Genomic DNA, 16,803 nt, shown 5'->3' with positions numbered 1-16,803 from the left:
CTTGAATGGGTATCTCAGTCAAAGGAGCCTCCATTGTTTATGTGGGTTTAGGGGTAATAGGGAGGCGGCATGAGGGGCTCCAACCAGGCAGCCGAAACAACCGGGCGCGGCCCTGTTTCGGGAGTGCAGTTTCCACCAAAATGGGCGGCGGTCAGTGGCGCATTGCTCTCGATTGTATAAGTCGCCGCAGGGGAACTGGAAGGCAAAAAAACCAACGGCTGTCAACGACAATTAAGAAATGCCCATCAACGACAATTAGAAATGCCCATACCGTTCCCACTTAAAACACGCCCCGACAAGCGCGTCAGCCAGCCTGCCAACCACCACCATAGGCCACTCATAATGCTTCCCATCTGTCACCATATCTCATTGAGCCACACGGCCGTTTCCTCCAACCGCGCCAGCGCATCAGCGGCAACCGACTTACCAACATACCGCTTGTACAAAACGCCATGCACCCGGCGATAGGCATACCACAGTCCCATCTGCCGCCGCCGCTCCTTGCGGAAAGACACAGGTCCATACAACGGGCCATGCCTGAACACAGATGCGCCGCTATCCACTGCAATAGCGGAAGGCCGACGCCGTTTCCAACCAGGCAAACCAGGCGGGTGACTCCACCGAAGGGCACGGGCACGGGGTCGGGATAACAGAACAAGAGTTGGTCACGGATTTCTGGCGTCATTTTGCCACGATTTTCTCCCCATGAAAAGTTACCCTACGCCCACCTCTGGTCGCAGCGCCGCCTGACTCCGTTGCGCCTCTTCCATGCCGCGCATACTCTGGATGTCTCGCCCAAACTCAATGATGACTATGATGCACCACCCGGTCTATGGCGACCGCCGTCGTCAATGGGTCGCCCAGAATATCTTGTCCCTCCGAAAAAAGACCAGGTTGGAGGGTAATCCGCGAACTGTGCCCGCTCATACCGCTCGCTCAAAAGGTGAACAACACCTCCATCTCGCCCCCGACTCTGCTGCACATAGCCAATATCATCCAGAATGACCACCTCAAGCCGGTCTAAACATAGCAGTTCTCGTTCCAGTTCATATTCCTGCTTAGCCCGCAGCAGCCACGCCCGCCAGCTTGAAGGTCGGCGTAAACAGCACCGAACGGCCGTTTTCCACCAACAGATGCCCCACGGCCGCCGCCAGACACGTTTTGCCTGTGCCCGGTAAGCCAAAGCACCAACACATTCTGGGCCTGATTGACAAAGTCCCCGGCCTGCAAATAGGGTAACTGCCGCCGGATGCACCAGCGGCAAGCGGCCTTCGTCAAAAACGGCAAACGTTTTCCCCGGCGGCAACTTCGACTCCAGCCGCAGACGCTCAATGCGCCGCTGCTGCCCAGCGTCGCCCTCCTGTTCCAACAAGTGGGCTAAAAAGCATCCAGCGGCCAGTTATCCCGTTCCGCGCAGCGCATCCCTTCCTCAAGCGCTGCTGCCCATCGTCAGCCGCAGCGTCTTGCAATGCAGCCGCACCATCTCGCTCTGATTCATCACCCGTCGTCATGCGCCACCGCCTGGCGCGCGCTCAGCGCGCCACCGCTCAGCGCGCCGCCGCTCAACCCGCCACCGCTCAGCGCGCCACCGCTCGGCGCGCCACCGCCAACGCCCCACCGCCGACCAGCAACTGGTCGTACGGGCGCAATTCCACCACACCGGCTGCGTCCGCGCCGGCACGACCGCCGTTTCCACACGCAGGAGTTCGGCCACATCCACCTCGCTCCACGTCTGACTGGTGGTCAACCAGCAGTTCCAAAACCCGCCGCCACGTCACACTCTAGATGACGCGCCGCCAGATGCAGAATTCGCAAATAAGCTAAATCGGCCCGGCGTGGCGCTATACTGCCGGTCCAGCGCCTCCCACGCCTGCCGAAAGACGAGCGAGGGAACAAATCGTCCCGATACCGGTAGCGGCGAAAGCCCCCGGTTTGCGCAACAAGCTGTCAATGACATGGCGGTAATTCACCTGGTGGACCTCATTGCCAATGAGCCGGGCGAAGCGGTCTGCCAGTTGACCAAACATGTCGTCTCAACGACCACTCATGGATAACCACCGTCCTGCCATTTTGCCGATGAGCGACGTGGGCACAGAATAAGAATCTTCTCAGCACTCGAATGGGGGCTGCCCTGACTGACGCGCAGCCGCAGTTTGCTGTAGTTGGTAGCGGCGTGGCCGACAACAGCCGCATCACCGCCAATTCTTCGCGCAATCGCATCTCGCGCCGTTTGTTGCGCTTGTCCATGATGTCAAACAAAAAGGTCTCATACACCGCCAGGCTGGCGAAATCGCGGCTGCCACGCAGCAACAACTGCTGCGCCACCGGCTGTTTAGCTTGCCGTTGCTCGATTCCACATCCCCATTCTCGTCAGACGCACCCAGATGAATCGTCTGCGGCGTCAGGTATAATGGAGCCAGCAGCGCCAGATACTCATCGGTGTACGAAAGCGGGTATCGCGTCCCTCTTCATCACTGCGCAAGCGGCTGAGTTGCCGCCAAGACGCTGTTGTCTGTCTGGACAATTTGCGGCACATGGCCAATTTCAGCAATGCGCTTTGCAGCAAGCCAGGCACCGCGCTCAACGATTCCGACTGCGCCACACTTGTTCCCAGTTGGAATAAGGCGGGACGCTGTGGATGAGCATGTTTGAACGGTTGTCCCTCAGCGTCACCTCTAGTTCCGGTCATCCAGGTGCCGTCCAACTGCATCATCTCGCCTGGCTCCGTATCTGGTCCAGACTGGCCGTTTTGCTCTTGGTTCAGCGCCCGCCAGGTCGTGACACGTCGTTGCAGGGTACGCAGTTGACCCTCCTGGTATTTGCCCGGCTGCTGTTCTCACAGCCAGTCGAACAATATCGTAGCTTCCAACTCCAGGGCCACGACACAACATTTCTCTAACATCGGCCACTCAGCAGCAAAAGCATCCGGTCGGGTCTTGTACGTCCGCGCCTTCTCTAGTTGACGGGGCCTCGACCCGACTACTCGTTTTTGCTGACTGTTTTGCGGCTGCGCAGATTGGCTTTGGCCGCCGCCTGTTCCTGATTCTTACCCTTTTTCGTTCACGCATAGCAATCCTCACTTGTGCGTCGGTGGCTGTCATTGCTTTACTCCTTACATAAATGTCAGGAGTTTAGCCGCAGTCACGTTGACGCCTAAATGGGCATTTCTAATTGTCGTCAGTGGGTAATTCTAATTGTCGTTGGCCGCAACGGCAGGAACCGCAGCAGAACCCTTTGGGGCAAGACCAAACGCGCCTGTTTGTGGATGTGCCGTCGCCGTCGGCCTGGTGTTTCAGTTGTGGGGAGATGGATCATGCAGCCTCATGGGTGCATCATCCGTGCGATGCAAATCTAAAGCTTGGATTATATGGATGGTGGGGCGTCTGTCAAACCAAAGTTCATGCGCACCATCCCCGGAAAGATTATGCGCCTATCGTGACGTGTTAAAGTAACGGCCGGTTTCGCCCTGTCCATCATCCCTGCCTGTGCGTGATCTTCGCGCCGCAGACAAGCTTGCGCTAAGCTAGATATCAGGGTGGGGGGTGGCCTGGCTACCTGAAGGTGCAGCACCTTCGGGTTGAACGCCCTGGCGTTCAATCCGGGTGGGCAGGTGGGTAATCACTGCGCCAACCAGGATGCGGCTTCACCAAAACCTTCGCCTTCATGCCGGCGTCACCCATCACCGGTCTCGCGTCTTGCCCACAGAATGCAGATACGCTTCCAGCGCCTGTCGCGTTGTCAGCCAGTTACTGCCGTGTTTGATTGCCTCCAGCTTGCCCGTGCGCGCAGAAAACTCAGGTACTCCTGGCTGTAAGGCGTCAGATTTGCCGCCTCCCGCGGCGGCAACCGCTCCTCGTCTACCGACGGCAAGTGTTATCTGCGGCGTGCAGGCTTCCAGATAGAGCGTCAGGCTGCGCTCCACTGCCCGGCCAACAAAGTTCACCAGCGGCGTCGCGTTCCCCCTATCGGCCTGGGCCAGCACCCGGTAGTATTGTCGCCGGTTAACGCGGGCAATGATGGCGGGCGGATACCCGGCCCGCAGCAATGTCAGATTCGTGAGCAGGCGGGCGGTACGGCCGTTGCCATCAATAAACGGATGAATAGCCACCAGTTGATGGTGGGCCAACGCCGCCAAAGCTACCGGTTCCATCATTCCCTCTTGCACTTGCAGCCAGCTTGCCCAATCATCCATTTGCGCCGGGATGTCCCATTGCCGCCAATGGTAATGCCCTGTTCCAGAATCAACTGGGTTTCGCGCAAGCTCAGGGTGCTGCCCTCAATGGCGTTGGGTTGTAAATCCACTCGATGGTCAGTTGTTCGTTGAGACGGCGCACGGCGACCGTTAGCGGCAGCCGTAATGCATCCAACTGCGCTTTTTAGCTTGAATTCGCTCTTTTAGACGGGTCTCTAGCATCGCAAGCTCCATATATCGGTATCGGATAACAAATATTATAGCATATCGATACGAAATAAATGCACCTTTTCAGGTGGATGTTAAACGAAAGAGCGGCGGACGGCGCTGGTGGACCCTGGTGGTTCTTCAGCAGGCCAGTCCTGCTGCACGGCGAACTTGCTCGCCAATGGGCAGGTGGGTGGGTATTCGCGCACCAGCCAACGCCTCACCCGATGCCCCACACGCAGACCATCGTTTCCGGTTTTGGACAACCAGAGCGCAGGCATGAGCGCGCCACGTTTCTTGCGCCCACCCTGCTCCGCTCGATCACGCCAAACATCACCTGGCGCGACTGGTTGATGCGCCCCAGGTTGCCGTAGCCTCTTCTGAAGACGGTCAACCGCCGCTCCAGTTCAAGGGATTTGGCCCACAGCGGCTCTTTGGTCACCGACCCGGCCGGTCCCAAAAACACCTGTCTGGTGCGGATGCGACCGTTCACCCGCCGTCCCTTCTGCAAACTGGCCAGTATCTCATCAGAGCGACGCTTGTCTTGTTTGTAAGTCAGGGTATGTAAATGCCGTGGGGCAGGACCACGATTTTACGCTCCGGCCGCTGCAACCACCTTCACGCAGCGTTTCAAACCACTGCGCGCATCTCACCGCGCAGCCTGACCATCTCCTGGCCTAACGGCGCTAGTTCGGCGTAAGGCAATAGATATTTCTGCCGGTATTCCTGGTAGATGTTCACCAGCGATTCCCTTTTCCAGATCACCGACGACCGCCGATATATCAGCCCAGGTATGGCCCGTCAGGCGCATCGCCACGATAGGCGCGCCGCGGCGCATCTGTTCGGATACCAGCGTTCGCTGCTGACGCCTACCAGAATCGTGAGCGGGTCACGGAACAAATCGGCTGTGTCCGGCGGTGGTCCGGCTTCATGCCACAGCACCGTCCATTCCACCGGCCGCGGCACCAGGTCACGCTGTCGCACTTCCGGCACCCGCCAGACAGGCTGTCAGCGCCGTTTTCGTCATCGGCGTCAATGCTTTCGGCTGTGTCAATCAGCGTATATTCGCGCGCCACAAGGTTTCCAGCCACCGTTCAGGCCGCGCAGGACCCAGGCATAGTTCTTCAAGGCCGTGCGGGCGCAGGTATAAGCATAGGCCAGCGGTTGGTGTTGGTTTTCCGGGAACGCCAGCAGGGCGGTTTGTTTCATATCGGCCCAATGGACCTGCCATTCACGGCCGTTAAAGTGGTATTGCTGCCCCAATTCACGCGCCAGTGCCCCGGCGCGCCCTGTAACTCCTCAGCGATACGTCGCCGGTGAGCGGCGCAAGTGGCATCCCTCCACCAGCGGGTGAATCTTGATAACTGTCCATGGCTGTCCTCCAGGTAAGTAGCACAGCGCCCGGTCTGGAAACGCCAATGGCCTCCAGAACCGGGCGAAGAAAAAACGCCGGGCTGCTGGCCCGGCGGCGTCGGTTAACAACAGTGCGAATCACGGCCCGACCCCATAAGTGACCAAGGCGGGCAGCTATCAGGATTACTCCCGGTCAACGCCATGCCGCCGTCCGTTGTAGGATTTGGTCACATTCCGCACATACGGGCTGCGCCACGTTAAAACAGGATGACCAGAATGGTGACGAGAGGAATGAGGATTAGGGCTTCAAGCATGAGACCTCGGGTTAGCAGGTGCAGGTAAACAAAAAGAGCAGCCACCCGGTTGGGTGACTGCTCTCTCTCGCATGGAAACAACGCCTATTTCAGAACGGCACGTCGTCCTCGGCATAGGCCGGTTCGGCCGCGCCGTTGGCGTGACCGTTAGCGCCGTTGGCGGTGGCGCCGTTGCCATTGCTGCCCAGGAACTGCACCCGGTCGGCCACCATCTCAAACGATGCGCCCACCGAGCCGTCCTGCCGTGTTCACGGGCGCGGGCCGCCCGTGTTCGGGTCAGGACGCAGCCGCCCTTCGACCAGCACCTGGCGACCTTGGTCAGGTATTGGTTGGCCGCTTCGGCCTGACGCCTCACGGAAACGCGGTACCGGGTGACTTCTTCCTGCGGCTGGCCGCTGGCGCGATCCGTCAACGCCGGTTACAAGCCACGGAAAGGTTGGTCACAGCCTGCCCGTCAGGCATGTACTTCATTTCTGGCGCGCTGCCCAAATTGCCAACGATGATGAGTTTTTGATACATGTGTCACTCTCCTTATAACGTGAAATTGGGTTGATAAAAAACTCATCTTATCTGGCGCGATAGCGCCTCGGGCAACCCTGCCCGGCCCCTTGTCTTCCCCCAACCAGGCGCAAGCAAAAAAACGGCTACCTACTCCGAAGAGCAGATAGCCGTCCTGGCAAAACTAAAAGAAATTGTGATTACCGATCGTATGGTTGTTCTGTTTTCAATTCTGGCACAGGAAGGTATCGATTCAAGTTCAGCAAACCATGCCACTGCCGGTTTATGCCACGCTGCACATCAATGGGAATATCTGTGTCTAATAGATACATAGAGGGCTACTCCGCACTCGTGTCTCTGCCTGAGCACGAATTTGCCGCTTGCATATAGTTGGCTATCATCAATCTCCTTGCGGGCCTATAAGCCCAGCTTCTTGCCAATATGCTACCAATTCGTCACCTGTTTCAGGTTTTTTCTCAGTTAATTCTCGGGAATAGAGCAATCGTAAGGCATAATCGGATAAGGGTATGCCCAGCTTACCGGCTTCAGTTGCCAGTTCACGCGCTAAATCTTGCGGTAGGTCAATTGTCAATGTCATCTTTGTCCTCCAACTTTGCAAAACAAGACGAACAAACTCTCGCTTTGTCCAACATTATAATGGATACCGTCAATGGATCATAAAACAGACGATAACTAACCCCGAAAGGCCAGTTACCGTCTTGATGAATAGGAAAAGAAACGTCAGATTGCCAGTTCCAGCACCGCCAACACGTTGCCGTCAATGGCATGCGCCCAGAGCAATGCGCCACTGGTCATAGCGGATGGCTGCCAGTTCGTGGTCTTTTGCGTAACCGAACAGGTTGCCATGCGGCGTGCGCGTCACCACCCGGTTGCTATCGGTCACCTCGGTGGTAAGTATCATGCCACGAAACTGCGCTCTGCACAAAGTCGGCAATGCGGGCTTTGGCCTGGTCCCGTTCGGCCGGCGGCACGTCGCTCATGCGGCTGTAGGCACGGCAAGATTTCGTGAATTGAGCCAGTTGAGCCAGACCCCATTCAGCCTGACCGGTACGCCGGAACGCCGCGCTTGCGGCTTCTCGTTGTAGAAAGAACCGCGCCGGATGTCGTCCATATCGGGTCACCGGAGCGGTCAATCTGACGCAGGGCATCGAGCATGGCCCGGGCAATGCCTGACTCCCGACCACTGCCATCCCGTTTGGCGCCCAACTGCCAGATGAGCGCATCCCGCACCGGCTCGCCATTTTGTGGCCCGTGTACATACAAGTACGCCGCTGTGCCTAACAGGACAAACGGCCGTTTCTCCACCGGCCACTGCGCCAGGAAGGATTCACTGGCTTCACGGGCGGCGTCAGGTTTGCGTTGAGCGCAATCGGAAACATCATCGGAGGCGACTTCAGTGCCAGCGCAAACAGCGCCGATTGCCTGCCGGATGACGCGACTATACGCCTGACGCAAATCCTTGCCGACGTGCAGCCAGTCACGGCCGTGGTCAAAGAGTTCCAGCGGCGGGCACGCTTCCGTAGCCAGCGCTTCCGCGTCGGCCCAATGCTGCGCCTTGGCAGTTCAGGGCGATTGGCCGGTGTCCAGCCAATGGGCGGTTTGGCAACCGCTGGTTTGACAACCGCTCGCAGCCGCCTCCGCCTGCGGCCGCAGCCATTCCGGCAGCCGGTCCCGCACACAGCCGGCATGGCGCGGTTGGCGTTAGCCTGACCATGTTTAACCATGCGAGTGATGGCGGCATCTGATTCCACTGCTTGACGGGTGCCAGGTTTAGCCCGGTCTTCACCGAGCCGTCAATGGCCTCCAACGTGGCCGGGAGATGGTCTGGTAAGCGGCCGTAAATCGCTTTGCACGACATGAGCGCGTTGCAATGCGCACCCAAAACCCCTGATTGGCGGCAGCAGATGGATGGTTGACGCCATGGCCTCGATTGTGTATGATACATTTGTTCTGTAGGGTCGCTTGCTTCCGTTAATTCGCCGTACTGATAGTTCGTGCTATCAATACGGTTCGGGAGCAGGCGTCTTTTTCATTGGGGGCTGCCAGAGAGCCGTTGGCCGTGTCCCAGGCGATGACATGGCTGTTGGCGGTCGGCTGCAACACCACATACTCGCCCAGCTGATTGGGACTGCGCCAGATAAGCATCTTCTGTAACGGTTGGTTTCCATCCGCGCTGTCACTGACGTCGGCAAACGGGAAGACCCAGACGGCGTCATCGCCATCACAACCACCCAAAACATCCACAATTGTCGTCAACCAATCGCTGTCCATTGGCCCAGGCCGTAGCGCAAGCCGGGTCGGAGTTCAGCGTAACCTTCTGGCGTCCCGGTTGCCCGCAACCGCCGGGAACAAATAATATCTACCCCCAGGCGCCGGACAGCGCAGCTTGCTGGCGCGGCTGCTAATCGCTTGAGATGCTGCCGCGCCCGCACTGCTTTGACCATCAGCAAACCACATCAGGCTGCCGCCGCTGGCGATATACTCGCCCACGTGCCAGTCGGCCAGGCTGTCTAAATCGGAGACGGATTCGGCATCGTACAAGCGGTTGAGAATGCTGGCTAAACGGCCGTCCCGAATCCCCCTCAGGAACAACTCGCTCTCCATGCCGGCCCAGGCCAGCAAATGCTCTGGTTGGAAGAAGGGATGCAGGTTGATGAGGCTCTGGATGTCAGGCATCTGGTCTTCGCTGTGGATGGGATTGAGGCCGATGAAGACACTGCCGTCTACCAGCGCCAACTCCTGTTTGGCGCTGCCGGCCGGGAACATGAAATCGACGGCGAGATCATCCACCACCAACACGTGTCCCTTGTCCTGCCCGCCGGCGTGCAGCGTCGTCACCTCGAACCGGTTCGTGTGCAGCAGTTCGCGGCGATGGCGTTCATCGAGATCCAGGCTGTCGGCCAGCCGCTGGATGAAACTGCGGCTGGCCAACTGGCCGCTGCCATCCACAGACAACCGTCGAGGTGCGGGTTGTAATCTATCCTGATGTCGGTATCGCGGAAGAAGCCCCGGTAACAGAACGACCGCATGACGCGAGAGGCCGTTTGCTCAAAACGTAACCACCTTTATGCATGGACGGTTGCAAGCCGAAGCGGAGCCAGGAAAGTCTGGGTATCCATGCCAGGAATGGTTAAATCCAGCACTTTATCGTCCTTCGCAGCGGAGGGTAGGGGGAGCGACCTGGAAAATCTTGGTCAGCGATTCTTCGTCACCGAACGTATGAGAGACAATCTGCCACTGTAGTTCATTGGGCAGAAACGGATAGGCTAAACCACCACGATTATCATCGTAACGTAAAACGGTCATCTTTTTTCTCCTATTGAATTGGGGTGAAATGGGTTATTAAGCGGGGAGGGCGCGATTGCGCCGCTCCCCCGATAAGACATTAGAAGGGGAAATCTTCGTCGTCAGCAGGCGGGCTTGACTTGCCGTAGACCACTTTGGGCAATGGCCGAAACCAGTAGACCTCCACACCGGTTTGCCGTACCTGCTCGTCACCTGAGAGAACCGATACCCCAGGTGCAGCCGACCCCACTGCCAACGGCCGTTACTGTGGTGCAGCGTGGGAATCGAACACCAACGTGAGCATCATGGTGATCCAGAACAAAACACTGGTTGACCTCCAGGTACAGCGGTCCGATATGAGCGGCGTAAGCATCCTCGCAGGCGCCATAATGTTCTTCATAACCACGCGCCCAGCAGCTGAAGATGAGACGGGAAACCAGGCCGGCCATGAGCGCAGCCGAATGGTTGAATACACGTTGAATAAACATGGAAAACGCTCCTTTGATCGCATATGGGTAAACAAAAAGGCCGGTTGCAGACGCAAGGTCTACAACCGGCCTCATCACCAGAGCCTTATTAAAACTTCACAAAGCCCAGGCCGCAGGCCATCCATGGGTGACAAAAGAGGATGCTGCTCTATTTCCTGCCGTTTGATTCGTTCTCTCGAAACCGGTTCATGACCGGGGGATGAGAGGCAAGGAGGTAGTATGGCTAACTAAATCCTTGATAACTTGTGGTTCGATGTTGGGTGCAATCCCCAACCTCTAGTGAACGGAGAATGCTACATCCCCATGGTAGCGACTGGACATCAATCCGTGAAGCGGGATGAAAAAGCGGGTCGCCTGGAGTTCGACCAGGTCATCCCCGCAAGCGGGTATCTATGGGTAGGAATACGAACGGACGTCTGAAGCATCGTGAATAGGAAACAAGCCTACGCGGACTATTGGCTTGCCCAAAATGGGAAAGGATAAGGGCCTGGCGCATGGCAAGCACGACCAGGGTTCACCCCGACAAACCCGGTGTATAGTCTGACCCTAAGGATACGCAAAACGAACCACAGGAACGAAGTAACCCCGCCCGTGCTCTCAGCCGGACTGAGCGAGGCGCCAACCGGATGCCGGTCGGGGAAGGGATTCCCCAAGAAGCAAAAGCCGGGGTAATGCCCCGGATAGGCAGACGTGGGGACGCATGATTGGAAGGTAAGGACACAAGTAGGAGTAAACAGGTTATGAACACGGTACAACAACCGATGTATGAATGGAAAGACCTGCCCTGGAAGAAATTCGAGCGGTCGGTTTCAAGCTCCAAAAGCGTATTTACCAAGCCTCAATTGAGGATGACAGAAAAACAATCCACAAGCTCAAAGGCTCTTAATTAACTCTTGGCACGCTCGGTGTCTCGCTGTCAGACAGGTTACGCAAGACAATCGCGGCAAGAATACTGCCGGCATTGATGGCGTCAAACGCCTTTCACCCAAACAACGATTGTATCTGGCGCAAACGCTGGAAACTTCGACAGAAAGCCCGCCCCGTGCGGCGCGTATGGATTCCTAAACCAGGTAAAACGGAGATGCGCCCTTGGGTATCCCCACCATACGCGACCGAGCTGAGCAAGCCTTAGCCAAGCTTGCCCTGGAACCCGAATGGGAAGCTCGCTTTGAACCAAACAGTTACGGATTCCGGCCAGGACGCTCCGCCCATGATGCTATTGAAGCCATCTTTCAATCTATCTGCCTCAAAGCAAAATATGTCCTCGATGCAGACATCGCCCAATGCTTCGACCGCATTAGCCATACCGCACTGTTGGCAAAACTGGAAACTTTTCCTGCCCTCCGCCGTTCCATCGAGCCTGGCTCAAAGCTGGGGTCATGGAAGAAGACCAGCTTTTCCCCACACCCGCCGGTTCGCCTCAGGGTGGGGTCATTTCGCCACTGTTAGCCAACATCGCTTTACACGGTCTGGAAACGGCCGTCTCAAAGCACACCCACAGGCGCGATTAATTCGTTATGCCGATGATTTGGTGGTATTGCACAAAGACCTACCCGTCATTGAGCAAGCAAAGGAAACAGTGTCAGCATGGTTAGCTGGGATGGGGCTGGAATTGAAACCAAGCAAAACATGCATCACCCATACATTTCACCAGCATGAAGGCAAGGTTGGGTTCGATTTCCTCGGATTTCATGTGCGTCAATACCCGGCGGGTAAGAATCGCTCCGGGAAAACGGGGTATCCGCCCAACTTGCCACTTGGCTTCAAGACCATTATTAAACCCAATAAGAACGCGATGCAACGGCACTACCAGGAGGTTAAGCGCATTATCGAGGCGCACCCATTCACACCACAGGCACAGCTCATCAGCCAACTCAACAAAACTACACGCGGCTGGACTGCCTACTTTGCCACGGTTGCTTCAAAAGATGCCTTTTCCAAACTGGCACATCTCACCTTTGTCAAGCTTCGCCGCTGGGCAAAGGGTCGCCACCATCTAAATCCTGGAAATGGATTGCCCGTAAATATTGGCATCCTGAACGGGGAACTTGGCTCTTTGCCGCGCCTGTTGGTCTGCCGCTTTACCGGCATTTCGAAACACCCATCAAGCGACATGTCAAGGTGAAAGGCGGCAAGAGTCCATATGATGGAGATTGGGTTTATTGGGCCAAAGAAGAGCGGCTTATACTGGAACCCCAACACGAGTAGCGAAGCTACTGAAGCAACAATCTGGTATATGCGCTCATTGTGGATTGTATTTTACGTCAGGTGATCTTCTGGAAGTTGACCACATTGTTCCCAAAGCCAGCGGAGGTAAAGATAGCTATACCAACTGGCAGCTTCTTCACCAACACTGTCATCACCAGAGGACTGCTAAGGACAAACGTCTAAGGCGGTTGGAGGCGCTCATGAAAAGTGCCAGTCATGCGAGGAGCCGGATGAGCGGAAACGCTCACGTCCGGTTTTGAAGCCGGGGGGCGGGGGCGACCCCGTCCCCTAGGTTAACAGTTTGCCATCAAACATCAAGACACTTTACGTGATCGGTTGTAGGAATCCTGTAGGATCCCAGTAGGAATCCGCAAAGATTGAGACCATTCCGTAAAGATTGAGACCGGTTCCGTAAAGATTGAGACTGGACAGTTAAGTTCCAGCGACGAAATGGGTAGTTTTCCAGAGGTAGCCCGAAAATTTCACGTGTAGGATTGATGTAGGGCACGAACAGCCCCCTTGTAGGCCATTATCAATCTTTGCGGAATCCAAATAGGCCATTATCAATCTTTACGGAAACTCCACGCCCTATCAAAGCCCTTCCAGAGTATTCAGTCTCAATCTTTACGGAACAGTCTCAATCTTTATGGAATCCTACAACAAACCCCACCCTTGCGATAAAATTCGTTCCATCACGTACCAACCCACCAGTCCAGCCGATGACCAACCACAGCCCCTACATCCCCGGCGTCCTCGCCACGCCCTCCCTTTGCCAGTTTCCAGCCCTGGTTCATGCCCGTATGCCAGAGTGGGGTGGAGTGTGGGTGACGGCCGTACCTCGTTGACTGTCGGGGAAACGGTAGACCTGCACGTGCTGGAAGCAGGCGGGCAGGTAGTCGGTCAGTTTGCGGCGGCGCAGGATGTGGCGCGGCACCACCTCGATACCCACCAGCCCATCACGGCCGTCGCCGACGCCCTGCCTCAGGCCATCTGCCCCCACTGCGGCGGCGCGGTAACCTTACGCTCTCGCCAGCGCATGAACGGCACGGCCGTCTACTTCTGGCGCACCTCGACAACCAGAGCCAGACATGCAGCAGCCACACCCACGTCGCCCAACTCAAATCCGGCCCTTCAACCACGCTCCCCAAAGCCCGCCGCAGGCGGTAGGCCCCGACCAGCCCACTCCCCACTCCGCCCTCATAGCCCCTCCGGCGAGGAGGTTGCCTACCAGCCCACGGCCGCAAAAAAAGAAAAAAAGAAGGCCAGGCGGTTACCCGCCTGACCCTCTTCTGCTTCATAAGCTTACATCACCTGCCGCAGTCCCTCCCCGCCGCAGCAAAAGACCTTCTGGAAGACAGGCTATCTCAGGATAGAGAACAGAATCCGCAAACACAGCTCAGAGCGAGGCAAACACACCACTATGACTTGATGCACTCTCCTCTCTCGTGCTATAGTAAGTTGGCATGATGGCGTTATTCACCACCTATGTCATGCCCGGGTTCCATTGTCCCGTAAAGCCAATCTGACAGTGGACAAGCAGACCAGGTGACCGGTCTGAGCCCAATGTGCGGAGGAGCCTACCTCTTAGCAAGACCGTAAGGTCATATAGCGAGTTCTGATGGGCATATAGGGCAGACAAGGCTTCTCCCCTAACCCACCGTAACCGGAGGTTTTTCATTGTTATCAGCAGTTGAACGAACGAGGCTGCAACTCTCAAAAAGTACCGGGCCAACCCAAAAGTCCCAATTTGGACAGTTTTTGACCCCGGAGAGAACGGCCGTGTTCATGGCTGGCCTTTTTTCAGATGGAACTGGCGCGTGTCGCCTGTTGGATGCCGGAGCCGGAATCGGCTCCTTGTCTGTAGCCTTTCTGGAAAGATGGCGGTCGGGTGGGTTTCATTTTCCACATGTGCACGTGGATGCGTTTGAACTGGACCACTCTTTGATTCAGCACTTATCACATACCCTGGACAAATACGATCATAGAGGCGATTTTATCGCCAACATCTACGCCGAAGATTTCATCCATACGGCCACCGATTCACTCTCAGGTTCTCTGTTTTCAAAAAGACTCGAGGGATACACCCACGCTATACTGAATCCGCCTTACAAAAAAATCAACAGTGATTCAGCCCACCGACTTGCTTTACGCCGTGCCGGGATTGAGACAGTTAACCTATACTCAGCTTTTGTGGCGCTAGCGCTGGCTCTCACCCTGCCGGGTGGACAACTGGTGACAATTATCCCCCGTAGCTTCTGCAATGGGCCGTATTACCGGCCCTTTCGCGAGTTTATCCTCCAACGGGCAGCCATCCGCCATATCCACCTGTTTGACTCGCGCAGCAAAGCGTTTAAGGATGACCAGGTCCTACAAGAGAACATTATCATCAGGCTCGACCGCTGTGACCAACGAGGACCGGTGACTATCTCTACGTCAACCGACGACACCTTTACAGACCTTACCACCCACGAGTATCCCTTCGAGCAGATTGTTTTTCCCGACGATCTAGAAAGCTTCATACATGTGCCGATGTCGCCTGAAATAAGCGCCTTTGCGCATTCCCTTGCTTTTCCCTACACTTTGGCCGATCTTGGTATCAGCGTATCAACCGGACCAGTGGTAGACTTTCGATTGAAAGCGCACTTACGCGAGATGCCCGAACCGGGCACTGTCCCCCTGCTCTATCCCGGCCATTTCAATAAGAGTGGCGCCAACTGGCCCATTAAAGGCATGAAAAAGCCCAACGCCATTCTGCGCAATCCGGAAACCGAAAAGTGGCTTTATCCCGTGGGCTTCTATTGTGTGATCCGGCGTTTTTCGTCGAAGGAAGAAAAACGCCGGGTAGTCGCCAGTGTTGTTGAGCCGGGGATATTTGGTGACGCGCCAATGCTTGGCTTTGAGAATCACCTGAACCTGCTTCATGCGGACAAACATGGCTTGCCTGAAGCATTGGCCAGGGGGTTGGCTGTCTACCTGAACTCTACGGCCGTTGACGCGAACTTCCGACGCTTTAGCGGCCATACGCAGGTAAATGCCACCGACCTCAAACTCATCAAATTCCCCAGCCGTGAAACCCTCATTAAACTTGGCGAGTGGGCCGCCAGGCAAAAAGTACTTACACAGTCCATGATTGACGCCAGGTTAGAAACCGTGACTGCATGAACACCCATAACGACTACATTGAGGCTGCACAACAAATCATAATTTCCTTGGGCTTACCACGTACACAGCAAAACGAGCGGTCCGCCCTCTGTCTGTTGGCTTTGTTAGACCTGACGCCGGGCAAGTCGTGGGCTGATGCGACGAACCCACTGATGGGCATAACGCCCATCATGGATTGGGTACGGCGGCATTATGATAAGAATTATGCGCCGAATACCCGCGAAACAATACGCCGACAGACCATGCACCAGTTCTGTGATGCAGGCATCGCGTTTTACAACCCGGATAAACCGGAGCGTCCGGTAAACAGCCCCAGGACCGTCTATCAAATCGAACCGGCAACACTCGCTCTATTGCGCACTTTCGGCACACCACAATGGCACGGGAATCTCACTGTTTACCTGGAAGCACGCGAAACATTAGTTTCCCGCTATGCAAAAGAACGCCAGCAAAACCGTATCCCCGTCGTGATAGCGCCTGACAAGACAATCACCCTCAGCCCTGGTGAGCATAGTGAACTAATCCGGTCGATTATTGAGGAGTTCGCTCCGCGATTTGCGCCAGGCAGCATACTGGCCTATGCCGGAGATACTGGTAACAAGTGGGGCTATTTCGACTCCACTTTGCTGAGCAGTCTGGGGGTGGACATCGATGCGCACGGCAAGATGCCCGATGTGATATTGTACTATACCGCGAAAAACTGGTTGCTAATTGTCGAATCCGTTACCAGCCATGGACCAGTCGATGGCAAACGTCACGACGAACTGGCAACTTTATTTGCTGGTTCCACTGCCGGGCTGGTTTATGTAACGGCTTTCCCGAATCGGGCAGTCATGGCCCGTTATCTATCTGAAATCGCGTGGGAAACTGAAGTATGGGTGGCCGATGCGCCATCACATTTGATTCATTTCGACGGTAAGCGCTTTCTTGGACCGTACCATGCGGCTTGATAGAGATATTCAGTAGCGGGCCAGGCAATGGTTGACACCTTCAACACCAACGGAGAGCAGCACCGCTCTTCACACTCCCACTTTCAGCCCCTCCGGCGAGGAGGCAGGGAGCCGGTCCCACAAAA

General features: G+C 56.2%; 21 protein-coding genes and 1 pseudogene. 6 read left to right on the top strand and 16 right to left on the bottom strand.

Annotated elements, in window-relative coordinates:
* Positions 1 to 356: 356 nt before the first annotated feature.
* From IPM39_28525 to IPM39_28515, 3 genes are all read right to left on the bottom strand, one after another.
* Positions 357 to 545: a hypothetical protein gene (locus IPM39_28525; protein ID MBK8989961.1), complete on the bottom strand. Its 189-nt coding sequence runs from the start codon at positions 543 to 545 to the stop codon at positions 357 to 359.
* A 266-nt stretch (positions 546 to 811) separates the two neighbouring features.
* Positions 812 to 1,183 (bottom strand): ATP-binding protein, encoded by a 372-nt coding sequence (locus IPM39_28520; GenBank protein ID MBK8989960.1) that lies wholly within the window; start codon positions 1,181 to 1,183, stop codon positions 812 to 814.
* 797 nt (positions 1,184 to 1,980) lie between these two features.
* Positions 1,981 to 2,325 carry a hypothetical protein gene (locus IPM39_28515; GenBank protein ID MBK8989959.1) on the bottom strand — a complete coding sequence of 115 codons (345 nt, stop codon included), beginning with the start codon at positions 2,323 to 2,325 and terminating at the stop codon, positions 1,981 to 1,983.
* A 313-nt stretch (positions 2,326 to 2,638) separates the two neighbouring features.
* Between IPM39_28515 and IPM39_28510 the strand changes: the two genes are divergently transcribed.
* Entirely contained in the window at positions 2,639 to 2,899 is a 261-nt protein-coding gene (locus IPM39_28510) for a hypothetical protein (protein MBK8989958.1), read from the top strand.
* Between the two features lie 780 nt (positions 2,900 to 3,679).
* Here the strand turns inward: IPM39_28510 and IPM39_28505 are convergent.
* From IPM39_28505 to IPM39_28465, 9 genes are all read right to left on the bottom strand, one after another.
* Complete coding sequence (locus tag IPM39_28505) at positions 3,680 to 4,204, bottom strand: Fic family protein (protein MBK8989957.1); 525 nt, start codon at positions 4,202 to 4,204, stop codon at positions 3,680 to 3,682.
* A gap of 415 nt (positions 4,205 to 4,619) precedes the next feature.
* Entirely contained in the window at positions 4,620 to 4,892 is a 273-nt protein-coding gene (locus IPM39_28500; protein MBK8989956.1) for a hypothetical protein, read from the bottom strand.
* A 308-nt stretch (positions 4,893 to 5,200) separates the two neighbouring features.
* Positions 5,201 to 5,383 (bottom strand): hypothetical protein, encoded by a 183-nt coding sequence (locus IPM39_28495; GenBank protein ID MBK8989955.1) that lies wholly within the window; start codon positions 5,381 to 5,383, stop codon positions 5,201 to 5,203.
* A gap of 66 nt (positions 5,384 to 5,449) precedes the next feature.
* A complete protein-coding gene (locus IPM39_28490; protein MBK8989954.1) occupies positions 5,450 to 5,662 on the bottom strand; it encodes a hypothetical protein in 213 nt (70 codons plus the stop codon).
* 493 nt (positions 5,663 to 6,155) lie between these two features.
* The gene (locus IPM39_28485; protein ID MBK8989953.1) at positions 6,156 to 6,296 is read right to left on the bottom strand and encodes a hypothetical protein; all 141 of its coding nucleotides are present in this window, start codon (positions 6,294 to 6,296) and stop codon (positions 6,156 to 6,158) included.
* A 178-nt stretch (positions 6,297 to 6,474) separates the two neighbouring features.
* The gene (locus IPM39_28480; GenBank protein ID MBK8989952.1) at positions 6,475 to 6,585 is read right to left on the bottom strand and encodes a single-stranded DNA-binding protein; all 111 of its coding nucleotides are present in this window, start codon (positions 6,583 to 6,585) and stop codon (positions 6,475 to 6,477) included.
* A 379-nt stretch (positions 6,586 to 6,964) separates the two neighbouring features.
* Positions 6,965 to 7,162: a hypothetical protein gene (locus tag IPM39_28475; protein ID MBK8989951.1), complete on the bottom strand. Its 198-nt coding sequence runs from the start codon at positions 7,160 to 7,162 to the stop codon at positions 6,965 to 6,967.
* Between the two features lie 180 nt (positions 7,163 to 7,342).
* A complete protein-coding gene (locus IPM39_28470) occupies positions 7,343 to 7,486 on the bottom strand; it encodes a hypothetical protein (protein MBK8989950.1) in 144 nt (47 codons plus the stop codon).
* A 134-nt stretch (positions 7,487 to 7,620) separates the two neighbouring features.
* On the bottom strand, positions 7,621 to 8,040 hold the full coding sequence (locus tag IPM39_28465) for a hypothetical protein (protein MBK8989949.1): 420 nt from the start codon (positions 8,038 to 8,040) through the stop codon (positions 7,621 to 7,623).
* Positions 8,041 to 8,052: 12 nt separating this feature from the next.
* Here IPM39_28465 and IPM39_28460 point away from each other — a divergent pair, with 12 nt between their 5' ends.
* A complete protein-coding gene (locus IPM39_28460) occupies positions 8,053 to 8,295 on the top strand; it encodes a hypothetical protein (GenBank protein MBK8989948.1) in 243 nt (80 codons plus the stop codon).
* Positions 8,296 to 8,556: 261 nt separating this feature from the next.
* Here IPM39_28460 and IPM39_28455 read toward each other — a convergent pair whose 3' ends face one another.
* The 4 genes from IPM39_28455 to IPM39_28440 form a co-directional block, all read right to left on the bottom strand.
* Positions 8,557 to 8,841 (bottom strand): hypothetical protein, encoded by a 285-nt coding sequence (locus tag IPM39_28455; GenBank protein MBK8989947.1) that lies wholly within the window; start codon positions 8,839 to 8,841, stop codon positions 8,557 to 8,559.
* A gap of 48 nt (positions 8,842 to 8,889) precedes the next feature.
* Positions 8,890 to 9,534 (bottom strand): hypothetical protein, encoded by a 645-nt coding sequence (locus IPM39_28450; protein ID MBK8989946.1) that lies wholly within the window; start codon positions 9,532 to 9,534, stop codon positions 8,890 to 8,892.
* Between the two features lie 195 nt (positions 9,535 to 9,729).
* Positions 9,730 to 9,891 (bottom strand): hypothetical protein, encoded by a 162-nt coding sequence (locus IPM39_28445; GenBank protein ID MBK8989945.1) that lies wholly within the window; start codon positions 9,889 to 9,891, stop codon positions 9,730 to 9,732.
* Between the two features lie 188 nt (positions 9,892 to 10,079).
* Entirely contained in the window at positions 10,080 to 10,358 is a 279-nt protein-coding gene (locus tag IPM39_28440; GenBank protein ID MBK8989944.1) for a hypothetical protein, read from the bottom strand.
* A 740-nt stretch (positions 10,359 to 11,098) separates the two neighbouring features.
* Between IPM39_28440 and ltrA the strand changes: the two are divergent.
* The 4 genes and pseudogenes from ltrA (at position 11,099) to IPM39_28420 (ending at position 16,678) form a co-directional block, all read left to right on the top strand.
* Positions 11,099 to 12,826, top strand: a pseudogene (gene ltrA / locus IPM39_28435) (group II intron reverse transcriptase/maturase).
* 386 nt (positions 12,827 to 13,212) lie between these two features.
* On the top strand, positions 13,213 to 13,848 hold the full coding sequence (locus IPM39_28430; protein MBK8989943.1) for a hypothetical protein: 636 nt from the start codon (positions 13,213 to 13,215) through the stop codon (positions 13,846 to 13,848).
* A 503-nt stretch (positions 13,849 to 14,351) separates the two neighbouring features.
* Positions 14,352 to 15,728: an Eco57I restriction-modification methylase domain-containing protein gene (locus IPM39_28425; GenBank protein MBK8989942.1), complete on the top strand. Its 1,377-nt coding sequence runs from the start codon at positions 14,352 to 14,354 to the stop codon at positions 15,726 to 15,728.
* The gene (locus tag IPM39_28420) at positions 15,725 to 16,678 is read left to right on the top strand and encodes a restriction endonuclease (GenBank protein MBK8989941.1); all 954 of its coding nucleotides are present in this window, start codon (positions 15,725 to 15,727) and stop codon (positions 16,676 to 16,678) included. The genes IPM39_28425 and IPM39_28420 overlap by 4 nt, the downstream gene beginning before the upstream one ends.
* Positions 16,679 to 16,803 lie beyond the last annotated feature (125 nt).

This window comes from Candidatus Leptovillus gracilis (assembly GCA_016716065.1).
GTDB classification, from domain to species: domain Bacteria; phylum Chloroflexota; class Anaerolineae; order Promineifilales; family Promineifilaceae; genus Leptovillus; species Leptovillus gracilis.
This window is presented reverse-complemented; position numbering and strand designations above follow the sequence as displayed.

What these genes read in the sequence shown, in the direction of transcription:
- IPM39_28510 (MBK8989958.1), top strand. Translation starts at nt 2,639, where the DNA reads ATGAGCATGTTTGAACGGTTGTCCCTCAGCGTCACCTCTAGTTCCGGT.
- IPM39_28480 (MBK8989952.1), bottom strand. Translation starts at nt 6,585, where the DNA reads ATGTATCAAAAACTCATCATCGTTGGCAATTTGGGCAGCGCGCCAGAA.
- IPM39_28475 (MBK8989951.1), bottom strand. Translation starts at nt 7,162, where the DNA reads ATGACATTGACAATTGACCTACCGCAAGATTTAGCGCGTGAACTGGCA.
- IPM39_28470 (MBK8989950.1), bottom strand. Translation starts at nt 7,486, where the DNA reads ATGATACTTACCACCGAGGTGACCGATAGCAACCGGGTGGTGACGCGC.
- IPM39_28445 (MBK8989945.1), bottom strand. Translation starts at nt 9,891, where the DNA reads ATGACCGTTTTACGTTACGATGATAATCGTGGTGGTTTAGCCTATCCG.
- IPM39_28440 (MBK8989944.1), bottom strand. Translation starts at nt 10,358, where the DNA reads ATGTTTATTCAACGTGTATTCAACCATTCGGCTGCGCTCATGGCCGGC.
- IPM39_28430 (MBK8989943.1), top strand. Translation starts at nt 13,213, where the DNA reads ATGGAATCCTACAACAAACCCCACCCTTGCGATAAAATTCGTTCCATC.
- IPM39_28425 (MBK8989942.1), top strand. Translation starts at nt 14,352, where the DNA reads ATGGCTGGCCTTTTTTCAGATGGAACTGGCGCGTGTCGCCTGTTGGAT.
- IPM39_28420 (MBK8989941.1), top strand. Translation starts at nt 15,725, where the DNA reads ATGAACACCCATAACGACTACATTGAGGCTGCACAACAAATCATAATT.